19 protein-coding genes and 1 pseudogene are annotated in these 18464 nt (G+C 61.5%); 13 read left to right on the top strand and 7 right to left on the bottom strand.

All coding sequences use genetic code 11. The features are described from left to right. Positions 1 to 531, top strand: a complete 531-nt coding sequence (locus A4R29_RS13415) for a hypothetical protein (protein ID WP_063172099.1) — start codon at positions 1 to 3, stop codon at positions 529 to 531. Between the two features lie 7 nt (positions 532 to 538). Then, a complete protein-coding gene (locus A4R29_RS13420; RefSeq protein ID WP_024503482.1) occupies positions 539 to 1330 on the top strand; it encodes a YdcF family protein in 792 nt (263 codons plus the stop codon). Here the strand turns inward: A4R29_RS13420 and A4R29_RS13425 are convergent. Beyond that, positions 1309 to 2022, bottom strand: a complete 714-nt coding sequence (locus A4R29_RS13425; protein WP_013531782.1) for a DUF599 domain-containing protein — start codon at positions 2020 to 2022, stop codon at positions 1309 to 1311. The two genes, A4R29_RS13420 and A4R29_RS13425, sit on opposite strands and share 22 nt — an antisense overlap. A gap of 178 nt (positions 2023 to 2200) precedes the next feature. Here A4R29_RS13425 and A4R29_RS13430 point away from each other — a divergent pair, with 178 nt between their 5' ends. From A4R29_RS13430 to A4R29_RS13445, 4 genes are all read left to right on the top strand, one after another. After that, positions 2201 to 3604, top strand: a complete 1404-nt coding sequence (locus A4R29_RS13430; RefSeq protein WP_013531781.1) for an L-serine ammonia-lyase — start codon at positions 2201 to 2203, stop codon at positions 3602 to 3604. A gap of 76 nt (positions 3605 to 3680) precedes the next feature. Then, entirely contained in the window at positions 3681 to 4118 is a 438-nt protein-coding gene (locus A4R29_RS13435) for a DUF1489 family protein (protein WP_027161545.1), read from the top strand. 84 nt (positions 4119 to 4202) lie between these two features. Next, a complete protein-coding gene (locus tag A4R29_RS13440; protein ID WP_063173673.1) occupies positions 4203 to 4934 on the top strand; it encodes a hypothetical protein in 732 nt (243 codons plus the stop codon). Next, positions 4934 to 5632 carry a DnaJ domain-containing protein gene (locus A4R29_RS13445; protein WP_063172100.1) on the top strand — a complete coding sequence of 233 codons (699 nt, stop codon included), beginning with the start codon at positions 4934 to 4936 and terminating at the stop codon, positions 5630 to 5632. Before A4R29_RS13440 ends, A4R29_RS13445 begins: the two co-directional genes overlap by 1 nt. A 46-nt stretch (positions 5633 to 5678) precedes the next feature. Here A4R29_RS13445 and A4R29_RS13450 read toward each other — a convergent pair whose 3' ends face one another. Next, positions 5679 to 7088 carry a D-alanyl-D-alanine carboxypeptidase gene (locus tag A4R29_RS13450; RefSeq protein ID WP_063172101.1) on the bottom strand — a complete coding sequence of 470 codons (1410 nt, stop codon included), beginning with the start codon at positions 7086 to 7088 and terminating at the stop codon, positions 5679 to 5681. A 285-nt stretch (positions 7089 to 7373) separates the two neighbouring features. Here A4R29_RS13450 and A4R29_RS13455 point away from each other — a divergent pair, with 285 nt between their 5' ends. From A4R29_RS13455 to A4R29_RS33075, 4 genes and pseudogenes are all read left to right on the top strand, one after another. Next, positions 7374 to 7703, top strand: a complete 330-nt coding sequence (locus A4R29_RS13455; RefSeq protein ID WP_013531776.1) for a phasin family protein — start codon at positions 7374 to 7376, stop codon at positions 7701 to 7703. A gap of 296 nt (positions 7704 to 7999) precedes the next feature. Next, on the top strand, positions 8000 to 8329 hold the full coding sequence (gene clpS, locus A4R29_RS13460) for an ATP-dependent Clp protease adapter ClpS (RefSeq protein ID WP_023812950.1): 330 nt from the start codon (positions 8000 to 8002) through the stop codon (positions 8327 to 8329). A gap of 6 nt (positions 8330 to 8335) precedes the next feature. After that, positions 8336 to 10804 (top strand): ATP-dependent Clp protease ATP-binding subunit ClpA, encoded by a 2469-nt coding sequence (clpA, locus tag A4R29_RS13465; RefSeq protein ID WP_063172102.1) that lies wholly within the window; start codon positions 8336 to 8338, stop codon positions 10802 to 10804. Positions 10805 to 10864: 60 nt separating this feature from the next. After that, positions 10865 to 11211: pseudogene (locus A4R29_RS33075) on the top strand (phosphotransferase-like protein). Between the two features lie 41 nt (positions 11212 to 11252). On the opposite strand, the gene A4R29_RS13470 reads toward A4R29_RS33075, so the two are convergent. From A4R29_RS13470 to A4R29_RS13490, 5 genes are all read right to left on the bottom strand, one after another. Further along, positions 11253 to 12389 (bottom strand): phosphatase PAP2 family protein, encoded by a 1137-nt coding sequence (locus A4R29_RS13470; RefSeq protein ID WP_244506956.1) that lies wholly within the window; start codon positions 12387 to 12389, stop codon positions 11253 to 11255. Positions 12390 to 12592: 203 nt separating this feature from the next. After that, positions 12593 to 13024, bottom strand: a complete 432-nt coding sequence (locus tag A4R29_RS13475) for an HIT family protein (RefSeq protein WP_013531772.1) — start codon at positions 13022 to 13024, stop codon at positions 12593 to 12595. 86 nt (positions 13025 to 13110) lie between these two features. Next, positions 13111 to 14325, bottom strand: coding sequence for a GNAT family N-acetyltransferase (locus A4R29_RS13480; protein ID WP_063172103.1), 1215 nt, complete (start codon positions 14323 to 14325; stop codon positions 13111 to 13113). A gap of 50 nt (positions 14326 to 14375) precedes the next feature. After that, positions 14376 to 15104 carry a glycerophosphodiester phosphodiesterase gene (locus A4R29_RS13485; protein WP_024503355.1) on the bottom strand — a complete coding sequence of 243 codons (729 nt, stop codon included), beginning with the start codon at positions 15102 to 15104 and terminating at the stop codon, positions 14376 to 14378. A 14-nt stretch (positions 15105 to 15118) separates the two neighbouring features. Further along, complete coding sequence (locus A4R29_RS13490) at positions 15119 to 15583, bottom strand: RidA family protein (RefSeq protein ID WP_063172104.1); 465 nt, start codon at positions 15581 to 15583, stop codon at positions 15119 to 15121. A 138-nt stretch (positions 15584 to 15721) separates the two neighbouring features. Between A4R29_RS13490 and A4R29_RS13495 the strand changes: the two genes are divergently transcribed. The 3 genes from A4R29_RS13495 (at position 15722) to A4R29_RS13505 (ending at position 18298) form a co-directional block, all read left to right on the top strand. Then, complete coding sequence (locus A4R29_RS13495; RefSeq protein ID WP_063172105.1) at positions 15722 to 16549, top strand: cell envelope integrity EipB family protein; 828 nt, start codon at positions 15722 to 15724, stop codon at positions 16547 to 16549. Between the two features lie 113 nt (positions 16550 to 16662). After that, entirely contained in the window at positions 16663 to 17961 is a 1299-nt protein-coding gene (locus A4R29_RS13500; RefSeq protein WP_063172106.1) for a lysophospholipid acyltransferase family protein, read from the top strand. A gap of 58 nt (positions 17962 to 18019) precedes the next feature. After that, the gene (locus A4R29_RS13505) at positions 18020 to 18298 is read left to right on the top strand and encodes a DUF4031 domain-containing protein (protein WP_013531766.1); all 279 of its coding nucleotides are present in this window, start codon (positions 18020 to 18022) and stop codon (positions 18296 to 18298) included. The last annotated feature ends 166 nt before the right edge of the window (positions 18299 to 18464 follow it).

Genomic DNA, 18464 nt, shown 5'->3' on the forward strand with positions numbered 1-18464 from the left:
ATGCCGCCCCCGTCTCGCATTTCCATCGTCGAGACGGAAGACGAACTGCTGATAACCAACCCACCGCGCATCTCGGATTTCAGGATGGGCTTCGTCCTGGTTGGGGCCGCGATCATTGCCTACACCGGCTACATGGGATTGACCGACACGTCGCCCGCAAACGTCGCCAGCGGCACTCTCGGACTGCTGTCGTTCACTGCGATCATTGCCCTCTTCACCTACTTCCTCGGCAAGGATTTCATGTGGCTGGTGTTCGGCAAGGAAACCCTGCGGCTAACCGACGTGGCAGCCGTGCGCGACGTCAGGGGTTTTGTGCGAAATCGTTCCTCATTGCCTTTGAAAGGGCACCTTGAGGCCGAAATCCTCGACCATGCCTATCCAACGGATGAAGCGGGGCTGTCGGAAGTCATCAGGTTGACCAACACCAACGGCGTCCTTGTTTTCGGCAGGGAGTTGAGCCGGCCCGAGGCCGAGGCTGTGACAAGTGCCGTCGAGCACTTCATCGGTCGTGAGAATTCGAGCCGACGATAGGCAGCCAATGTTCTTCTACCTTTCCAAGATCTTCTGGTTCTTCATCCAGCCGCTCAACCTGGCGATCTTCCTGCTGCTAGCGGGACTGCTCGCGGTCACGATCGGGCGCCGACGGTTAGCGGCCGCCGGCAGCGTGCTGGCATTTTTGATCCTTGCACTGTCAGCATGGACGTCGCTCGGCGCCATGATGCTCAATCCGTTGGAAGAGCGCTTTCAACGCCCGCCGCTGCCGGAAAAGGTCGACGGCATCGTCGTGCTCGGCGGCGGCTTCGAGGGCGCCATCAATCTGGCGCGCGGCGGCTATGAGCTGAACAGCAGCGGCGATCGGATGGTCGAGACCGCGATTCTCGCCCGGCGCTTTCCCACCGCCAAGGTGGTCGTCTCCGGCGGCACCGGCGCGTTGTTTCTCGATGGCGAGGGCGATGCCGCAACCGCGCCGCGCCTGCTCACCGCGCTTGGCGTGGCCGCCGACCGGATGATCCTGGAGAACAAGTCCCGCAACACCTATGAGAACGCGGTCTTCACCAAGGAGTTGGTAACGCCGAAGCCCGGCGAGACCTGGCTGCTGGTGACCTCGGCCTTCCATATGCCGCGCGCCAAGGCGCTGTTCGACAAGGCCGGCTTTGCAACCGTTCCATGGCCGGTCGACTATCGCACCTCGGGACGGGAAGGCGTCGGCCTGTTCCGCGACAATCCAGCCGATTCGCTGCAGGCCACCACCATGGCCATCCGGGAATGGATCGGGCTTTTTGCCTACTGGCTGTCAGGCCGGATCGATCAGCCTTTTCCGGGTGGCTGACCGATCACCGCCTGCCTGGCCGCCGAGAAGAACTGGCGCCGCACCAGCACCGCCAGCAGCAACAGCGTCGACAACACAAACACCATGGGGTCGACGAACCAGCCGAGATAACCGATCGAGAAGAACACGCCGCGCAGGCCGGAGTTGAAGTGCTTTCCGGCCAGCATGTTCATTTGCGCCGCACGCCACACCGCCGTTTCGGTGACCGGATTGCGCGAGGCTTCGCCATGCGGGATCGGTACGGCGCCGATCAGGATCGTGCAATAATTGAACAGCCGGTACGCCCAGCCGAATTTGAAGAACGAAAACGCCAGGATCAGCACCAGCCCAAACACCTTTATCTGGAAGGCCGCGCGCGACGGCGCGCCACCCAGAGGCAGATCGCTGAGCACTTCAAGAACCCGGTCGGACGCGCCGAGCAGGGCAAAGCAGCCGCCGATCGCGATCAGCGAGCTGGAGGCGAAGAAGGCGGTGCCTTGCTGCAGCCCGCTCATGATGGCGGTGTCGACGATGCGGATCTCGCGCTCGGCCATGGTCCGCATCCAGGCTTGCCGCTGTGCATTCATCGCCGTCGTCAGCGACACCCGGCTGACAAGCTTGCCGTCGGAGGCAAACGTGTGCAGCAGCCACGCGACGAGGAAGAAGGCCAGCGCCGCGAGATCGGCTGTCGAAAGATCGAGGGAATCGCCCATGGCCTGAATTTATCACATTCAGGGCGATCGCTTCGATGTCCGCATTCAGCGATCGTGCCAATGTCGCTGCCGGAGCAAACAAGGTCGGCGGGTGCAGCGCCGCGATTTCCAAAAGAGCGGAAACATCGTGGGAATTCCTATATGTAGTCCTCGACCTGACTCTAGGAGACAACGCCGCGTGTTCCTTTCGGTTTTCGACCTGTTCAAGATCGGCATAGGACCCTCGAGTTCGCACACGATGGGACCGATGACCGCCGCGGCGCGGTTTCTCGACGAGGTCGCGGGAAATGACTGGCCGCGCCCGGCGGGTGTGAAGGTCGACCGCCTTGGTGCCAGCCTGCACGGGTCACTCGCCTATACCGGCATCGGCCACGGCAGTGACCGCGCCGTCATGCTCGGCCTTGCCGGTCTGACGCCGCAGACGGTCGATCCCGACCAGGCTGATGGCATTGCCAGTCGCATCGCCGCCGAAAAGCGTATTTCGCCGCCCGGCCATCCCACCTATCGCTTCGATCCGGCCACCGATCTGGTGCTGGACCGCAAGACGCCGCTCACCGGCCACGCCAACGGCATGGCGTTCTACGCCTATGATTCCGGCGGCCGCCTGCTGCTCAAGCGCATCTATTATTCGATCGGCGGCGGCTTCGTGGTTTCCGAAGAGGAACTGCAGCGGATGAAGGCCAAGGGATCGGTGACGACGGAAGGCAAGAAAGTGCCTTATCCGTTCAAGAATGCGGTCGAGATGCTGGCCATGGCCGGCAAAAGCGGCCTTTCCATCGCCGACATGAAACGCGTCAACGAGGAGACGCAGATGACGCGCGAGGCGCTCGACGCCGGCCTCGACGGCATCTGGAGCGCCATGAAAGGCTGCATCGACCGTGGCCTGTCGCAGGACGGCATCATGCCGGGCGGGTTGAAGGTGCGCCGCCGGGCCCGCATGCTGCATGACAAGCTGCAGGAGCAATGGCAGCAGAACAAGCCCAATCCCTTGCTCGCCAATGACTGGCTGTCGATCTACGCCATGGCGGTGAACGAGGAAAACGCCGCTGGCGGCCGGGTCGTCACAGCGCCGACCAACGGTGCGGCCGGCACGCTGCCGGCGGTGCTGCGCTACTGGCTGCATTTCCATCCCGAGGCGGACCAGCCGAGCATTCGTGATTTCCTGCTGACGGCTGCTGCCGTCGGCGGCATCATCAAGACCAATGCTTCGATCTCCGGCGCCGAAGTCGGCTGTCAGGGCGAGGTCGGGTCGGCATCGGCAATGGCGGCGGCCGGCCTGTGCGCCGTCATGGGCGGTACGCCCGAGCAGGTCGAGAATGCCGCCGAGATCGCGCTCGAACACCATCTCGGCATGACCTGCGATCCGGTTGGCGGGCTGGTGCAGGTGCCGTGCATCGAGCGCAATGCGCTGGGCGCGGTCAAGGCGGTGACGGCAGCGTCACTGGCCATCAAGGGCGACGGCACCCATTTCGTACCTCTCGATGCAGCGATCGAGACTATGCGCCAGACCGGCCTCGACATGAACGAGAAGTACAAGGAAACCAGCCTGGGTGGGCTCGCCGTCAATGTCGTGGAATGCTGAAGGCTGGCCTAAACTGCCACTGTGGAGAAGTCGATCCGGTCGTTGACGCGTCCGCATGCGGGACTAACCTTAAGCGATGTCTCTCAATCTCATAAAACTCTGTGTCGGCTGCGACAGCGTCGAAGATCTCGAGGAGTGGATCGCCTTCCGCCTCGACGAGCGGCGGCGCGCCGGTGAGCCGGTCGAGCAATATCACACCACGCGCATGATGCCGACGCGCGGCGCCGAGGTCACCGATGGCGGTTCGCTCTATTGGGTGATCAAAGGAAATGTGCAGTGCCGCCAACTGATCACCGAGATCCGGCCGTTCACCGATAGTGAAGGCATCGGCCGCTGCCACCTGATTCTCGACCCGAAGGTTGTTCGAACCGACTGGCAGCCGCGCCGGGCGTTTCAGGGCTGGCGCTATCTGAAGCCGGCCGACGCGCCGCTCGATCTGGGCAAGGGCAAGGCCGGACTGATCGAGATGCCGCCGAAACTCAGGCGCGAGCTTGCCGATCTCGGCCTGCTCTGACCCGAGGTGGCATCACCGTCTGGCCCTTTGTGCCACCCGATGTGGGGCTTGCAAGCGATCTGGCAACGCCACATCTTGTTTTTTATGAGCGATAAGAAGCAACCTGTGCCAGCGAGGACCAATCCTGCGCCGATCAAGCCTCAATCCAACGCCGGCGAGATCGACGCCTTCATTCGCCAGGCGAGGACACTTGCCGCATCGGCGACCGGTTCGGGCAGGCTGATCCTTGCTCTCGACGCGACGATGAGCCGCCAGCCAACCTGGGATCTGGCCTGCACGCTGCAGGGCCAGATGTTCGACGCCGTCGGCAAGGCAGGAACCCTCAGCGTGCAACTGGTTTATTTTCGCGGTATTGGCGAATGCCGTTCGTCCGCTTTCGTGAGCGACACCAATGCCTTGAAGCAGCTGATGACGCGGATCGAGTGCCGCAGCGGTCATACCCAGATCGGCAAGGTGCTGGCGCATGCGTTGAAACAGACGGCAACCGCTAAGGTCAATGCGCTGGTCTATATCGGCGATGCGATGGAAGAGGATATCGACGATCTGGCCGAAAAGGCCGGCAGCCTCGGCCTTCATGGCGTTCCTGTCTTCGTCTTTCAGGAAGGCCATGATTCCAGCGCGGAAAAGGCGTTCAAAGAGGTTGCGCGGCTGTCCAAGGGGGCCTGGTTCCGGTTTGATCGGCGGGCTGCCGCGACCCTGGCCGGACTGCTTTCGGCTGTCGCCGTGTTCGCGACCGGCGGGTTGAAGGCGCTCGAAGCCAGAGGCAGGCCGGAAGACCGGCTGATGATCGAGCATCTGCGGGGCGGCGGAAAATAATGGGCACAATCATCGCTTTTGTAGCGTTGCTTTTGCTGCTGCTCGGCGCGGTGACGATCTTTCTGCGTGCCGAGCCAGCGAAACTGGCGGGCACGCTGCGAACGCTTGGGCCGGCTCTTCTGGCAGTTGTCGGCGTCGCCGTGCTGGTGGTCGGCCGTGAAGGCATCGGCGGCATGATCCTCACCGCGGCAATTGCCTGGTATGGTTCCATGCGAATGAAACGCCAGCCGGCGGGGCTTGCACCGGGCAAACGCTCGACGGTGCGCACAGCGGCATTGGAAATGGAGCTCGATCACGATACCGGCGGCCTCGAAGGACTGGTCCTGGCTGGCCGCCACGAAGGCAAGATGCTTGGCGCGATGGGGCTGGTGGAATTGCAGCACCTCTACCGCGAACTCTCCGGTGATCCGGAGAGCCGGCAGTTGCTAGAGACGTATCTTGACGGCAGATTTCCCGTCTGGCGCAAAAACACTGAGACGAACGGTGGCGAAGGGCTGGGTGTTGCGCCAGGTCCGGGCGCCATGACTAAGGAGGAGGCCTACAAGGTCCTTGGTCTTGAAGCGGGGGCCGCCGCGGCGGATGTCCGCAAGGCGCACCGCCGCCTGATGCAGCGCCTGCACCCCGATGTCGGCGGCACGTCTTTCCTGGCGGCGCGGATTAACGAAGCCAAGGACGTCTTGCTCTCCAATCACAACTAGTCTCCTTCGACGCAGAATTTTTCCGGGAGATGATTTCCACGCCGTCCTACTGCTGGACGGCGTAGCACTCGATGTTCTTCTTCTTCAAAGCGGTGCAGGCCTTCCAGGCGGCGGTCTTCGAACCGAAGCCGCCGAAGCGGGCGCGATAGTAGGTGACGCCGTCCTTGTCGAAGGCGACGGTGAAGCCGGAGGCGTCGGCCAGCACCTTGGGCGCCTGCTTGGTGGTCTTGTCGAGGAAGGCCTGTGCCTCGGACTGCTTTGGCGACGAGGCGACCTGAATGGCCCAGCCCGACGGCACCGACGCCGTGTTGACCGGATCGACGGCCGCTGGTGTTGGCTCGGCATAGGCAGCGACGACCTGGGCCGTCGCGACCTGGGGGGCTGAAACGATGACGGTCTTGACCTTTCTGGTCTTGACGACGGGGGCTGCTTCTTCGGCCTGCGGGGTATCGTCTTCCGCGACCGTGGCGTCCTCGGCGACGGTGGCGTCGTCCTGCGCCACAACAGGCTTGTCATCGGGCGTCGGAGCGTCATGCTTGGGCAGGAGAACCTGGGCGAGGGCGGTGACCGGGTTGTTGCCGCCGGCCTTGGCCACCAGATCGCCACCGCCGCGAGTCGATGCCCTCGGCAGATAGGTGTTGATCAAGCTGGCCATCTGATTGTCGCGGCTGCGGCCGGAACTGCCGCCCATGACCACGCCGACGATGCGGCGATTGCCGTCGGAAACCGACGAGACGAGGTTGAAGCCGGAGGCGCGGGTGTAGCCTGTCTTGATGCCGTCGACACCCTTGATGCGTCCGAGCAGGCGATTGTGACCGTTGATGCGCTGACGCCCGTAGAGAAAGGAGCGCTGCGAGAAATAGCCGTAATACTGCGGAAAATGCTCGCGCAGCGCGATGCCGAGCGTCGCCATGTCGCGCGCGGTGGTGAACTGGCCAGGGTCTGGCAGGCCATTGGCGTTGCGGAACACGGTGCCGTTCATGCCCAGCGCACGCGCCTTGGCGGTCATCATGCGGGCAAAAGTGGTTTCATTGCCGCCGAGCATTTCGCCGAGCGCGGTGGCCGAGTCGTTCGCCGACTTGGTGACGATCGACAGGATCGCGGTCTCGACCGTGACCGAACCGCCCGGCTTCACGCCAAGTTTCGTCGGCGCCTCGGCGGAGGCCTTGGCGGAAAACACCACTGGCGTATTCCTGCTGATCTTGCCCTTCGCCATCGCTTCGAAGGTCAGGTACAGCGTCATCATCTTGGTCAGCGAAGCTGGATAGCGCCTGCCGTTGGCATCTGCGGAGTAAAGCACCTTGCCAGTCTTGGCATCCACGACGATGGCCGCCTGCTTGGCCGCCAGCGACGAGGCAACGTCTCCAAAAACGAATGCCATCGCCAAGGCGATGATCATCATCGTTTTGAGAGGGGAGGTGGATTTGGAAACGATGCCCAACAACGCCTTACGCACTGGTACTTCCCTTGGATTTCTTCGTTGCGTTGGAGGCGGCAAAGGGTCCTGCCTCGCTTCCGGCCAAGCTACCGGCGCAGCGTTACCAATCCGTTTATGGTAACCGCCGCGTTCACCATTTTCTTCGTGCTTGAAGCTCTCTTTATTCGATTTTTAGCCATTGGCTGCGCAGGCGGGTCCGCAAGCCCGCGAAATCTTGACTTTTGTGCGGCGCACAATATATTATCTTGCATTGCACAAGGGCGCCCCGAAGAAGGACGCCTCAACCGTCAAGGGAATCGTGAAATGACCCAGACCTATGAGGACTTCAGCAAATACGGCAAAGAGTTCGCCGACACCGGATTGAAGAGCTTCGCGTCGCTCTCCAAGGGCGCACAGGCGATTGCCACCGAGGCTGGTGAATACACCAAGAAGAGTTTTGAAACCGGCAGCGCCACTGTGGAGAAGCTGTTTTCAGCCAAGTCGCTGGAAAAGGCCATCGAGATCCAGTCGGACTATGCCAAGCAGTCCTATGAGGCTTTCGTCGCCGAGGCCACCAAGATTGGCGATCTCTATGCCGAACTCGCCAAGGAAGCCTACAAGCCATTCGAATCGATCGTTGCCAAGGCGAAGTAATTTCGCCCGGGCGAACTGATTTCGCCTGACGTGACCCAGATTCAGCCTTTTGACCCGAGAAAAAGCCCGGCCGTGGAAACGTGGCCGGGCTTTTTCGTGTCAATTTCCGTTCCAGAGCCTCGCGCCCCTTCACGATTGCGAAAATCGTCCAAGTTTGGTGACCTAGCCATATTGTCAGCTAACCAGAAGGGCTTAAAATCGTACATCGAACACCTACATGTCGAACTCGCATGGGGAATCGAAAGAGGCAGGAATACGTGACGATCGGTTTGACTGCCACGAGACGCGTGGTGCGAATGCAAGACGGCGACGGTAACGGCAATGGGGCCGGCCGTGGGACGGCCGTTATCACGCGCACCAAAACCAAGACCAAGAAGCCCAGCCTTTATCGGGTCCTCATCCTCAACGACGACTACACTCCGATGGAGTTCGTGGTTCACGTGCTGGAGCGTTTTTTCCAGAAGGATCGCGAAGCCGCCACACGCATCATGCTTCATGTTCACAATCATGGAGTGGGCGAGTGCGGGGTCTATACATTCGAGGTGGCCGAGACCAAAGTGTCCCAGGTCATGGATTTCGCCCGACAGAATCAGCATCCGCTGCAATGCGTGATGGAGAAGAAGTGAGGTAACATGCCGGCTTTCTCCCAAGGCCTGGAAAAGGCGCTTCACCAGGCGCTGACGCTCGCCAATGAGCGGCACCATGAATATGCAACCCTAGAACATCTGCTGCTCGCGCTCATCGACGACACCGAGGCGGCCGCCGTCATGCGCGCCTGCAATGTCGATCTCGATGAGCTCAAGCATACGGTTCTCACCTATATCGACACCGAGCTGGACAACCTCGTCACCGGCTACGACGAGGACTCCAAGCCGACGGCCGGTTTCCAGCGCGTCATCCAGCGCGCGGTGATCCATGTGCAGTCTTCTGGCCGCGAGGAAGTGTCGGGCGCCAACGTGCTCGTCGCTATCTTCGCCGAGCGCGAGAGCCATGCCGCTTATTTCCTGCAGGAACAGCAGATGACCCGCTACGATGCGGTCAACTACATCTCGCACGGCATTGCCAAGCGTCCGGGCGCGTCGGAGACACGCTCGCCGCGCGGCGCCGATGACGAGCAGGGCGGCCAGAACGGCGCCGAGCCGCAAGAGGAAGGCGGCAAGAAGAAGCAGCAGCAGGACGCGCTGACGGCTTATTGCGTCAACCTCAACAACAAGGCCAAGGCCGGCAAGATCGATCCGCTGATCGGCCGCGAGTCCGAGATCAACCGCACCATCCAGGTGCTGTGCCGCCGCTCCAAGAACAACCCGCTCTATGTCGGTGACCCCGGCGTCGGCAAGACGGCGATCGCCGAGGGCCTGGCCAAGCGCATCGTCGAGGGCGACGTTCCCGAAGTGCTGCACAATGCCACCATCTTCGCGCTCGATATGGGCACGCTGCTCGCCGGCACGCGCTATCGCGGTGATTTCGAGGAACGGCTGAAGCAGGTCGTCAAGGAGCTCGAGGATTATCCTGGCGCCGTGCTGTTCATCGACGAGATCCACACGGTGATCGGGGCAGGGGCGACTTCAGGCGGCGCCATGGATGCGTCCAACCTGTTGAAGCCGGCGCTGTCGTCGGGTGCGATCCGCTGCATCGGCTCGACCACCTACAAGGAATTCCGCCAGTTCTTCGAGAAGGACCGTGCCTTGGTGCGGCGCTTCCAGAAGATCGACGTCAACGAGCCGACCATCGAGGACGCGATCGAGATCATGAAGGGCCTCAAGCCCTATTATGAGGAGTTCCACAAGGTGAAGTTCACCAACGAGGCGATCAAGGCCTCGGTGGAACTGTCGGCACGCTACATCAACGACCGCAAGCTGCCGGACAAGGCGATCGACGTGATCGACGAGACCGGCGCCTCGCAGATGCTGGTGCCGGAAGCCAAGCGCAAGAAGACTATCGGCATCAAGGAGATCGAGGCGACGATCGCCACCATGGCCCGCATCCCGCCGAAGACGGTTTCGGCCGACGACGAGAAGGTGCTGCAGGGCCTCGATATCGAGCTGAAGCGAGTCGTCTATGGCCAGGACACTGCGATCACCGCACTGACCTCGGCGATCAAGCTGGCGCGTGCCGGCCTGCGCGAACCGGAGAAGCCGATCGGCTCCTACCTGTTCTCCGGCCCGACCGGCGTCGGCAAGACCGAAGTCGCCAAGCAGTTGGCCGCGTCGCTCGGCGTGGAGCTGATCCGCTTCGACATGTCGGAATATATGGAGCGCCACACCGTGTCGCGGCTGATCGGTGCTCCTCCCGGCTATGTCGGCTTCGACCAGGGCGGTCTTCTGACGGACGGCGTCGACCAGCATCCGCATTGCGTGCTGTTGCTGGACGAGGTCGAGAAGGCGCATCCGGACCTGTTCAACATCCTGTTGCAGGTTATGGACCATGGCAAGCTGACCGACCACAACGGCAAGCAGATCGACTTCCGCAATGTGATCCTGATCATGACCACCAATGCGGGCGCGTCGGATGCGCAGCGTGCGGCGATCGGCTTCGGCTCGACCAAGCGCGAAGGCGACGATGTCGAGGCGATCAACCGGCTGTTCACGCCGGAGTTCCGCAACCGTCTCGATGCGATCATCCCGTTCGGCTCGCTGCCGGTGCCGGTCATCCATCAGGTGGTGCAGAAGTTCGTCATGCAGCTCGAGGCCCAGCTTTCCGAGCGTGGCGTCACCTTCGACCTGTCGGCGGACGCGATCGCCTGGCTCGCCGACAAGGGCTATGATGAGCGCATGGGCGCGCGGCCGCTCGGTCGTGTGATCCAGGAGCACATCAAGAAGCCATTGGCCGACGAGGTGCTGTTCGGCAAGCTCAAGAAGGGCGGCACGGTGCGCGTCACCGTCGAGAAGAAGGAAACCGGCGAGACCGGCCTGAAGCTCGAATCGCTGGCCGACGAGGCGCCGGTGAAGCCGAAGAAGGAAGAGCCGGAAGAAACGCCGAAGTCCAGAAAGGCCGTGGTGAAAAAGCCGACGGCCAAGAAGCTGGTGGCGCAGAAGCCCGAAGCCAAGGGCAAGGACGGCGGCAAGCGCAGCCTGGTGCCACAACTGCCCCGAAAGAACTGAACCTTACGAAAGTCAAGAAAGCCCCGGGCACGGGGCTTTTTTATTGGAGCGAGGGTAGGCATAATCGGCCAGATCATCACCCTGAACGGTGCGCCGCGATCGAAAAACAAGCATCGCCAAGGCTGTTCAGGGGTGCTTCGATGGCGTCTGGATCAATCTCGGTGTCGACGTTTGCGATCAGGCCATGCCGCCGCGCTATCGACCCGGGATGGGATTGCGGCCCGGTGGCGCGCCTGTGGCAGGAAGAGGTGCACCGGCCCGGTGTGTACGATCTGGAAGTCGACACGTCGCTCCTGAGCCCTGGGCAATGCGCGGACACGCTCGCAGAGCAGCTTCGGCAAGGACCGTATCCAACAGCGTTTCGGAAATTGTCCAACCCATCCAGCGCCGCCCTTGAGGCGTTTTGACCGGCATGCCGCCGCAGGCGAGTTCGTCCAGATCGGCGAATTTACATCCCGCAAAGGGCCGGCGATTGCATGGTGGAGCTCTCAGCGGCCGCGCTGTCCGACTCGAAACGGGTCAGCAAATATCCGCACGCCTTCCAGATCGCGACCATCAGGGATGCGCCCGCATAGCCATCCACGGCATAGTGCCAGCCAAGCACGACGGCTCCGACCATAATGACGCCCGCGAATAACCACATCACAACACCGGCCAGCCGAGACCGCCGCGTTGCATAGAGAGCGAACAGCACCGCCATCGCAACGTGCAGGGATGGGAAGGCGGATATACCGACGCTGCCGGTAGTTGCGCCGGTGTAGCCACCCCACAGCATATCCTGCGTGTTGAGCGCCCAGATTGGATAGATGCGATCGGCGGTGGCGAGTGCTTGCATGAGGGCGTGAAAGTCGTTGCCGAACCCCAATCGCTCGTAAAAGCAAGGGCCAGCCGACGACAGGCCCATCGCGAGGAAGAAGCCACCCAGCGTCCACACCGTCATGAAGCTCATCAGGAACTGGTGACGCAGCTTCGTATCCTTGCGTGCGATGCACACGGTGAAAACCGCGGTAATGAGCACGACGAACCAGAAATTGTAAGCGATGTTGATGATCTTCAATGCAAGCGGCGACTGGACGATAAACCACAACCATTCGTGCGGGGCTCGACCGAAATGCAGGATGCGGTCGGCCTGAGCCAATGCCTTGTCCCATGCAAACGGAGAGAGGATTGCAATGGCTCCCTTCAACACACCGATCGCGGATATGAAGGCAAGACCCGCACCCAGGCCATTCAGGCTGTTGGCAATGCGTTCGGCGTCGCCAAAGAATCTACCCAGTGACTTCAGGAAGGTGTGCAGCGGTTCGGTATCCCGCTGGACCAGCGCAAGATGGAGAAGCGTCCCAAGTGCAAAGGCTGAGCCGCAAATCCAGAAGGCGATGAAAAGATACTCAGCGTATTCCTCCAGAACGCCGAAATCCGGCATGTTTCCAGTGTGCCACCCGACTGCGCTTGCCAGAAGCAGCGCAGCGGCAGCCACAGCGTGCAGCAGCCGGTGTCGCCAAAAGGCATCCGCCAAGATGCCAAGAAAAGCACGCTCGACAATTGCCCCCGCCAGTGGGGCCGATGCCGCAACCGAATGTTCCATGGTTTTGAAGCCCCACAGCTCGCCACGCGTTAGCATTTTACCGTGAGATGGTTCGATATTTCCTAATCAGACGATTAGAGTTGCAAACGGTTGAGTCGGCACTGGGCACGGCCGGGCATTAGAATCGGCTTCTGGACTGAACGGCGCTTGTTAGTCCGATATTCTCGACCAGGTCCACCACATCATTGGCGGACCTCCCGCTCTCAATTTTTGAGTGCAGTCCGTATCTTTTCGGCGTTCCCGACCAGAATCTCCGGCTTCTCCATCTCGCCCGTGTGCGGCTTCAGCGGGATGCCGTCGAAGCGCGGAATGACATGCACATGCAGATGATAGACGGTCTGCCCCGAGGCCGGCTCATTGAACTGCATGACGGTGACGCCATCGGCGCCGAAGGCCTTTTTCACCGCCAGCGCCACTTTCTGAACGGCGCTCAAGAGATGGCCGAAAATTGACGGATCGGCATCGAGAAGGTTGCGCGACGGCGCTTTCGGCACCACCAGCGTATGGCCGGGCCCCTGCGGCATCACATCCATGAAGGCGATGACCGCGTCATCCTCGTAGACACGGTGCGAGGGAATTTCGCCGCGCAGGATCTTGGCGAAAATGTTGTCGGTATCGTAGGCGGCCTCGGTCATGGCGAACGCTCCGGATTGTGCCTTCGTGTAGCGAAGGCGTCGAAATTCGGCAAGATAATCGTCGCCCCCCAGCCGGCCAACCGGGGCTACTCCTCGAGATCCTTGCGGAACGGGGTATGCTCTTCCAGATATTCGCTCATCCGCTCCACCTCCTGCCGTTCGCGCCGAAGATAGTCGGCGACGGCGTTGCGCAGGCCTGGGTGCGCAATGTAGTGCGCGGAATGCATGGTCACCGGCCGGTAGCCGCGCGCCAGCTTGTGCTCGCCCTGCGCTCCCGCCTCGACCACCTTGAGCTTGCGCTCGATGGCGAAGTCGATCGCCTGGTGATAGCAGACCTCGAAATGCAGGAAGGGATGGGCCTCGATGCAGCCCCAGTTGCGGCCATAAAGTGCATCCGAACCGATGAAATTGATCGCGCCGGCGATATAGCGCCCGTTGCGCCTAGCCATCACCAGGAGGATGTCGTCGGCCATGCGCTCGCCGATCATCGAGAAGAATTGACGATTGAGATAGGGCCGGCCCCATTTGCGACTGCCGGTGTCCATGTAGAAGGCGAAGAAATCGTCCCAGGCTTTCTCCGTGAGGTCCTTGCCGGTCAGCCGGTCGATTGAGATGCCTGGGGCAAGCGCTTCGCGCCTTTCCTTTTTCATCGCCTTTCGCTTGCGCGAGGCAAGGGTGGCGAGGAAGTCGTCATAGGTTGAAAAGCCTTCGTTGAAGAAATGGAATTGCTGGTCGGTGCGGTGCAGGAAACCGGCTGCTTCCAGCACCTCCACATCGCTCTCTTGCGCGAAGGTGACATGTGCGGAAGAGACACCGAGCTTTTGCGTCACCGCCTTCAGGCCCGCCGCGAGACCGGCCTTCACCTTGGCACTGTCCTCGCCCCTGGTGACCAGCAGGCGAGGGCCGGTGACCGGGGAGAACGGCACGGCACTTTGCAGTTTGGGATAGTAGCGGCCACCGGCGCGTTCGAACGCATCCGACCAGCCATGGTCGAACACATATTCGCCCTGGCTGTGCGATTTGAGATAACAGGGCACCGCGCCCAGCAATCTGCCCCGCCCATCCTCCAGCCTGAGATGGTGGCCCTGCCAACCAGTGCGGCGCACGGCGCATCCGGAATCCTCAAGGGCGCTCAGGAAAGCGAATGAAACCAAAGGATTGTAGCTGGTTTCTAAATCGCCGCGCGCAGTTCCCGCAAAGCCATTCCATTCATCACAGGTGAAGGCGCCGATGCCGGCGGCGACGCGGATCGAATAGTCCGCATTGGCCGTTTGTCCGTCACCCTCGTCGCCCTGATCCATGAGGCTTATTTAAGCTCCGTCCGGCCTGGTGCAAGTCACGTTTCAGACACTCAGGCGACTTTGACCAGATCGGGTTCGAACCCTTCGAACGTCATCTGATCGGCATATCTGAAGGTCAGGTCGACCGCCGGCTGGTCATGCACCGTCCAGGTGATAACAGGCATTTTCAGCCTTTCACGCACGAAGCTGACAAATGGGTTTGGCAGGTCGCCGGCGGCGTAGGAGGTGAAGGCGATCTCATGCGCCAGCATGGCGAAATGCGCCTCGATCAACCCGACGTCCTTGCCGTAGGCGGTGAGACCCCCTGGGATACCCGGCGCGTCCTTTGGAAAATCGCGGACCAGCCAATGGTCGAACGACATGATCGCCGCCTTGCCCTTGTAGCGCTTGAGCATCTTGCCGACGCTTGCCACCAGGCCTTCGTCATAGCCGGGCGTGCCTTTCAGCTCGACGACCAGTGGCACGCGGCCATCGACCAGGTCGAGCGCTTCCTGCAGCGTCGGCACATGGTCCGCCGTGCCACCGACCCTGAGCGCCGCGAGTTCAGCTGCGGTACGCTGCCAGACGAAACCATCCTGGCCGGTCAGGCGCTTGAGATCGCCGTCATGGATGATGACGGGAACGCGGTCGGACGACAGGTGCACGTCGCATTCGATGGCGTAGCCGCGTTCGGCGGCTGCGGCGAAGGCCGACAGCGTGTTTTCCCAGCGCGTCTTGTTCATGTCGTGGAAGCCGCGGTGGGCAACGGGCCGGGCGGTCAGCCAGGATAGGTCGGTCATATCTGTCCCCTGGCTCATGCGACTTCGAAGATGGCTTCGATTTCCACTGCGGCATTAAGCGGCAGGCAGGCCGTGCCGACGGCGGAGCGTGCATGCTTGCCGCGCTCGCCAAGGGCGGCGACCAGGAAATCGGAGGCGCCGTTGGCAACCAGATGCTGCTCGACGAACTCGGGTGTCGAGGCGACGAAAACGGTGATCTTCACCAGACGGCTGATCTTCTCGAGGTCGCCGAGTGCTGCCTTGGCCTGCGCCAGGATGTTGATCGCGCAGTATTTTGCCGCGTCCTTGCCGCCTGCCGTGTCGACGTCGCGGCCGAGCAGCCCGCTCGCCTGCAGCTTGCCGTCCTTGAGCGGCAATTGCCCGGCAGTGAACAGCAAATGGCCGGTCCTGCAATAGGGCACGTAGTTGGCGGCGGGCGCGGCGGCGACGGGAAGCGTCACGCCCAGATCGCTTAGCCGCTTTTCGATTGTTTCACTCATGGTATTTCCCTATTGCTTGGTGACGCCGCGCCGGCCGGGCCGAAATTGCTATTTTTGCCTCGCTTCCGCCACGACTTTTTTTAAGCTGGACCATCTTTCCCTGCGGCCTGCCATCAGTCGCGACGATCGGAGTACCTCATGCGCGCAACGCGCCTCGCATTCCATGCCGTCCTGTTGTCGGGGATATTCTCGATAGGCCCTGTCCTCGCAGCGCCGGCACTGCAAGCCCACCGCGCCGTCTACGATCTTACCCTGAAAAAGGCTTCCGATCAGTCCGGCATCACGGGCATATCCGGCCGCATGGTCTATGAGTTCAATGGCTCGGCCTGTGAAGGCTATACGGTGAAATTCCGCTTCGTCACCCAGATCGTCACCGCCGACAACACCAGGTTGACCGACCAGCAGACGACCACTTTCGAGGATGCCGAGGGCAAGACTTTTTCGTTCGTGACAAAATCCTTCGTCGACCAGAATCTCGACAAGGAGGTCAAGGGCATCGCCACGAAAGAGACCAAGGGCCTCAAGGTCGACATCGACAAGCCTGAAAAGAACAGCGTCGAGCTCGCGACAACCCAATTCCCGACCCAGCATCTGGTCGAATTGATCGGCAAGGCCGAAAAAGGCGAGAATTTTTACGAAACCAACCTGTTCGACGGTTCCGAAGACGCCAACAAGGTGATGACCACCACCGTCGTTGTCGGCAAGAAAACCGATGCCGACAAGGCCGACCCGGAAGCTTCGGCACTGGCAAAGCTCGCCACCGACAAATACTGGCCGGTCGACATCGCCTATTTCGACGACACCAACAAGACCGGCGAAGAGGTTCCGGAATACCGTATCAGCTTCAAGCTGCATGAGAACGGCATCACCCGCGATCTCGTCATGGACTATGGCGACTTCTCGATGACCGGCAAGCTGGTCAACCTGTCGCTGTTCGACCAGACGAAACCTTGTCCCGCCAAATAGTGCCTGTCTAGGCAGCTGATTTGCCACGGCACGGCGTGGTCGTAACGAACGACTTGAACGTGCCGCAATCGTCCCTCAACCTCTTCCAGCGTCCAGGCGCGAGGGGGATCAGCTTGAGCAGGATCGATACGTTCGTCGCGCCGCGGCCCAACCCGGCACTGATCAGGGCCATGACATCCGTCAACCGGATCGTCATGCTGCGCGGCATTCCCGGGTTTCGGGATCTGTTGCCGTTCAATCGCCTGGCCGGTCTGCGCGGCGTCTCAAATGTCCGCCATATCGACTTTCCCGACGCCGATCTTGAGCGGCTGAAGGCCAGTTGCGGGGCAGGGAAGGCGACCTTCATCACGCCCAATCATCCCGAGTTCTTCACCGACTGGATGATCGACAAGGAAATCGTGTCGCAGGTCAGCCCGCTCACGGCCTCATGGGCGACCAATGGTGTCGTCAACGGCCTTGGCCGGCTGATGCAGAAGTTCTGGCTGGCCAACAATCTGATCGCCCAGATACCCGGCAACAGCGGGGCAGCGAAGGAACACTCGATCGCCTGGGCCTTGAAAGGCCATGGCGTGCTGCTGCATCCCGAAGGCGGCGTCGGCTGGCATGCCAATGTCGTTGCGCCTTTGCTGCCGGGTGCGGTCGAGATGGGACTGGAGGCCCTCAAGCGCGGTCGGGCCACGGATCCCAATTTCAAGGTCTGGATCGCGCCCGTCGTCTGGAAGCTTGCCTTCACCGGCAACGTCGAAGCGGCACTGGCGAAGGAATGCGCCTATGTCGAGAAAAACCTCAAAATAGAACGCCAGGCGACCGACACGCTGCCGCAGCGCATTCACCATGTCTATTCGACACTGCTGGCCCGCGATGAAGCTGCCAGGGGCATGCCGTTCGACCAAGGCGCTTCCTATGCCCAGCGTCAGAGGGTTTTGGTCACCGAGCTCAGCCGCCAGCTCGGCAAAAGCATCTCAGCCGACATTGATGTCGCCGACATCACCGAGCTTCTGCGGCGGGCGCGTCGCTGGCAGCGCGAAAACACCGGCGATGCCGAACGGCAAAGGCAGGTCCGCGCGCTCGTCGATAGGGTTCAGAGGCTGCAACGCGTCGGACCCTGGGCCTGCGCCAATCCGCGCATTAGCCAGGAGGAGATCGCCGAACATCTGAAGCGGATCCGCAACGACTATTGTCGGGGCGGGCTGCGCGACACGATGAACCGGTTCGTTCCGCAGCCGGCCGGGCCGCGTTGCGCCCACATCCGGGTGCCGGAGGCACTGGGCTTGCATGAGCATACGGGCTCGATCGACGATGCGGTTGCCGATCTGCACCGTCGCATGCAGGATACAGTCACCAACATCGTCGCCGAGCTTGCAGCCAATGGCGGCTTCATTTTCTATCCGAATCCATTCTATCGTCACTGACATCAGCCGGGCCATGTGGCCGACTGTCGTGACGGATGGAAGGCAGACAGCAAGCTTTATGGCAGCCTATGTCGACGCAGCGATCTGGAACTGGGCCGGCCATCGCTGGTGCCATCTGTTGGCCGACGACACCGACGAGTTGCATCGCTTTGCCGCGCATCTTGGCGTTAAGCGCTCATCCTACCAGGGGCCGCCCAAGACATCGGCGCCGCATTATGACATAACCGGCTTCGAGCGTGACCGTGCGGTGCGGCTCGGCGCCATCGAATGCAGCCGCGAGGAGATCGTCGCGGTCTTCCGGCGGGTGCGGGTGCCGAACGGCAAGATAAAGCGCTGACGGCAGCGCGCGGATCGTCGCACGCCGCACACAGGTCCCGCGGCACTTGCGTTTATCGCGCATCCCCTCTATATGCGCGCTCATTCCACACACGGACTTTGGTGTCTGCCCGGGAGAAATCCGGCTGAAACCTCCGGTGGCGTTCGAGGACAAAGTCCAAAAATGC

The organism is Mesorhizobium ciceri biovar biserrulae (assembly GCF_001618845.1).
In the GTDB taxonomy this organism is placed as follows: Bacteria; Pseudomonadota; Alphaproteobacteria; order Rhizobiales; family Rhizobiaceae; genus Mesorhizobium; species Mesorhizobium ciceri.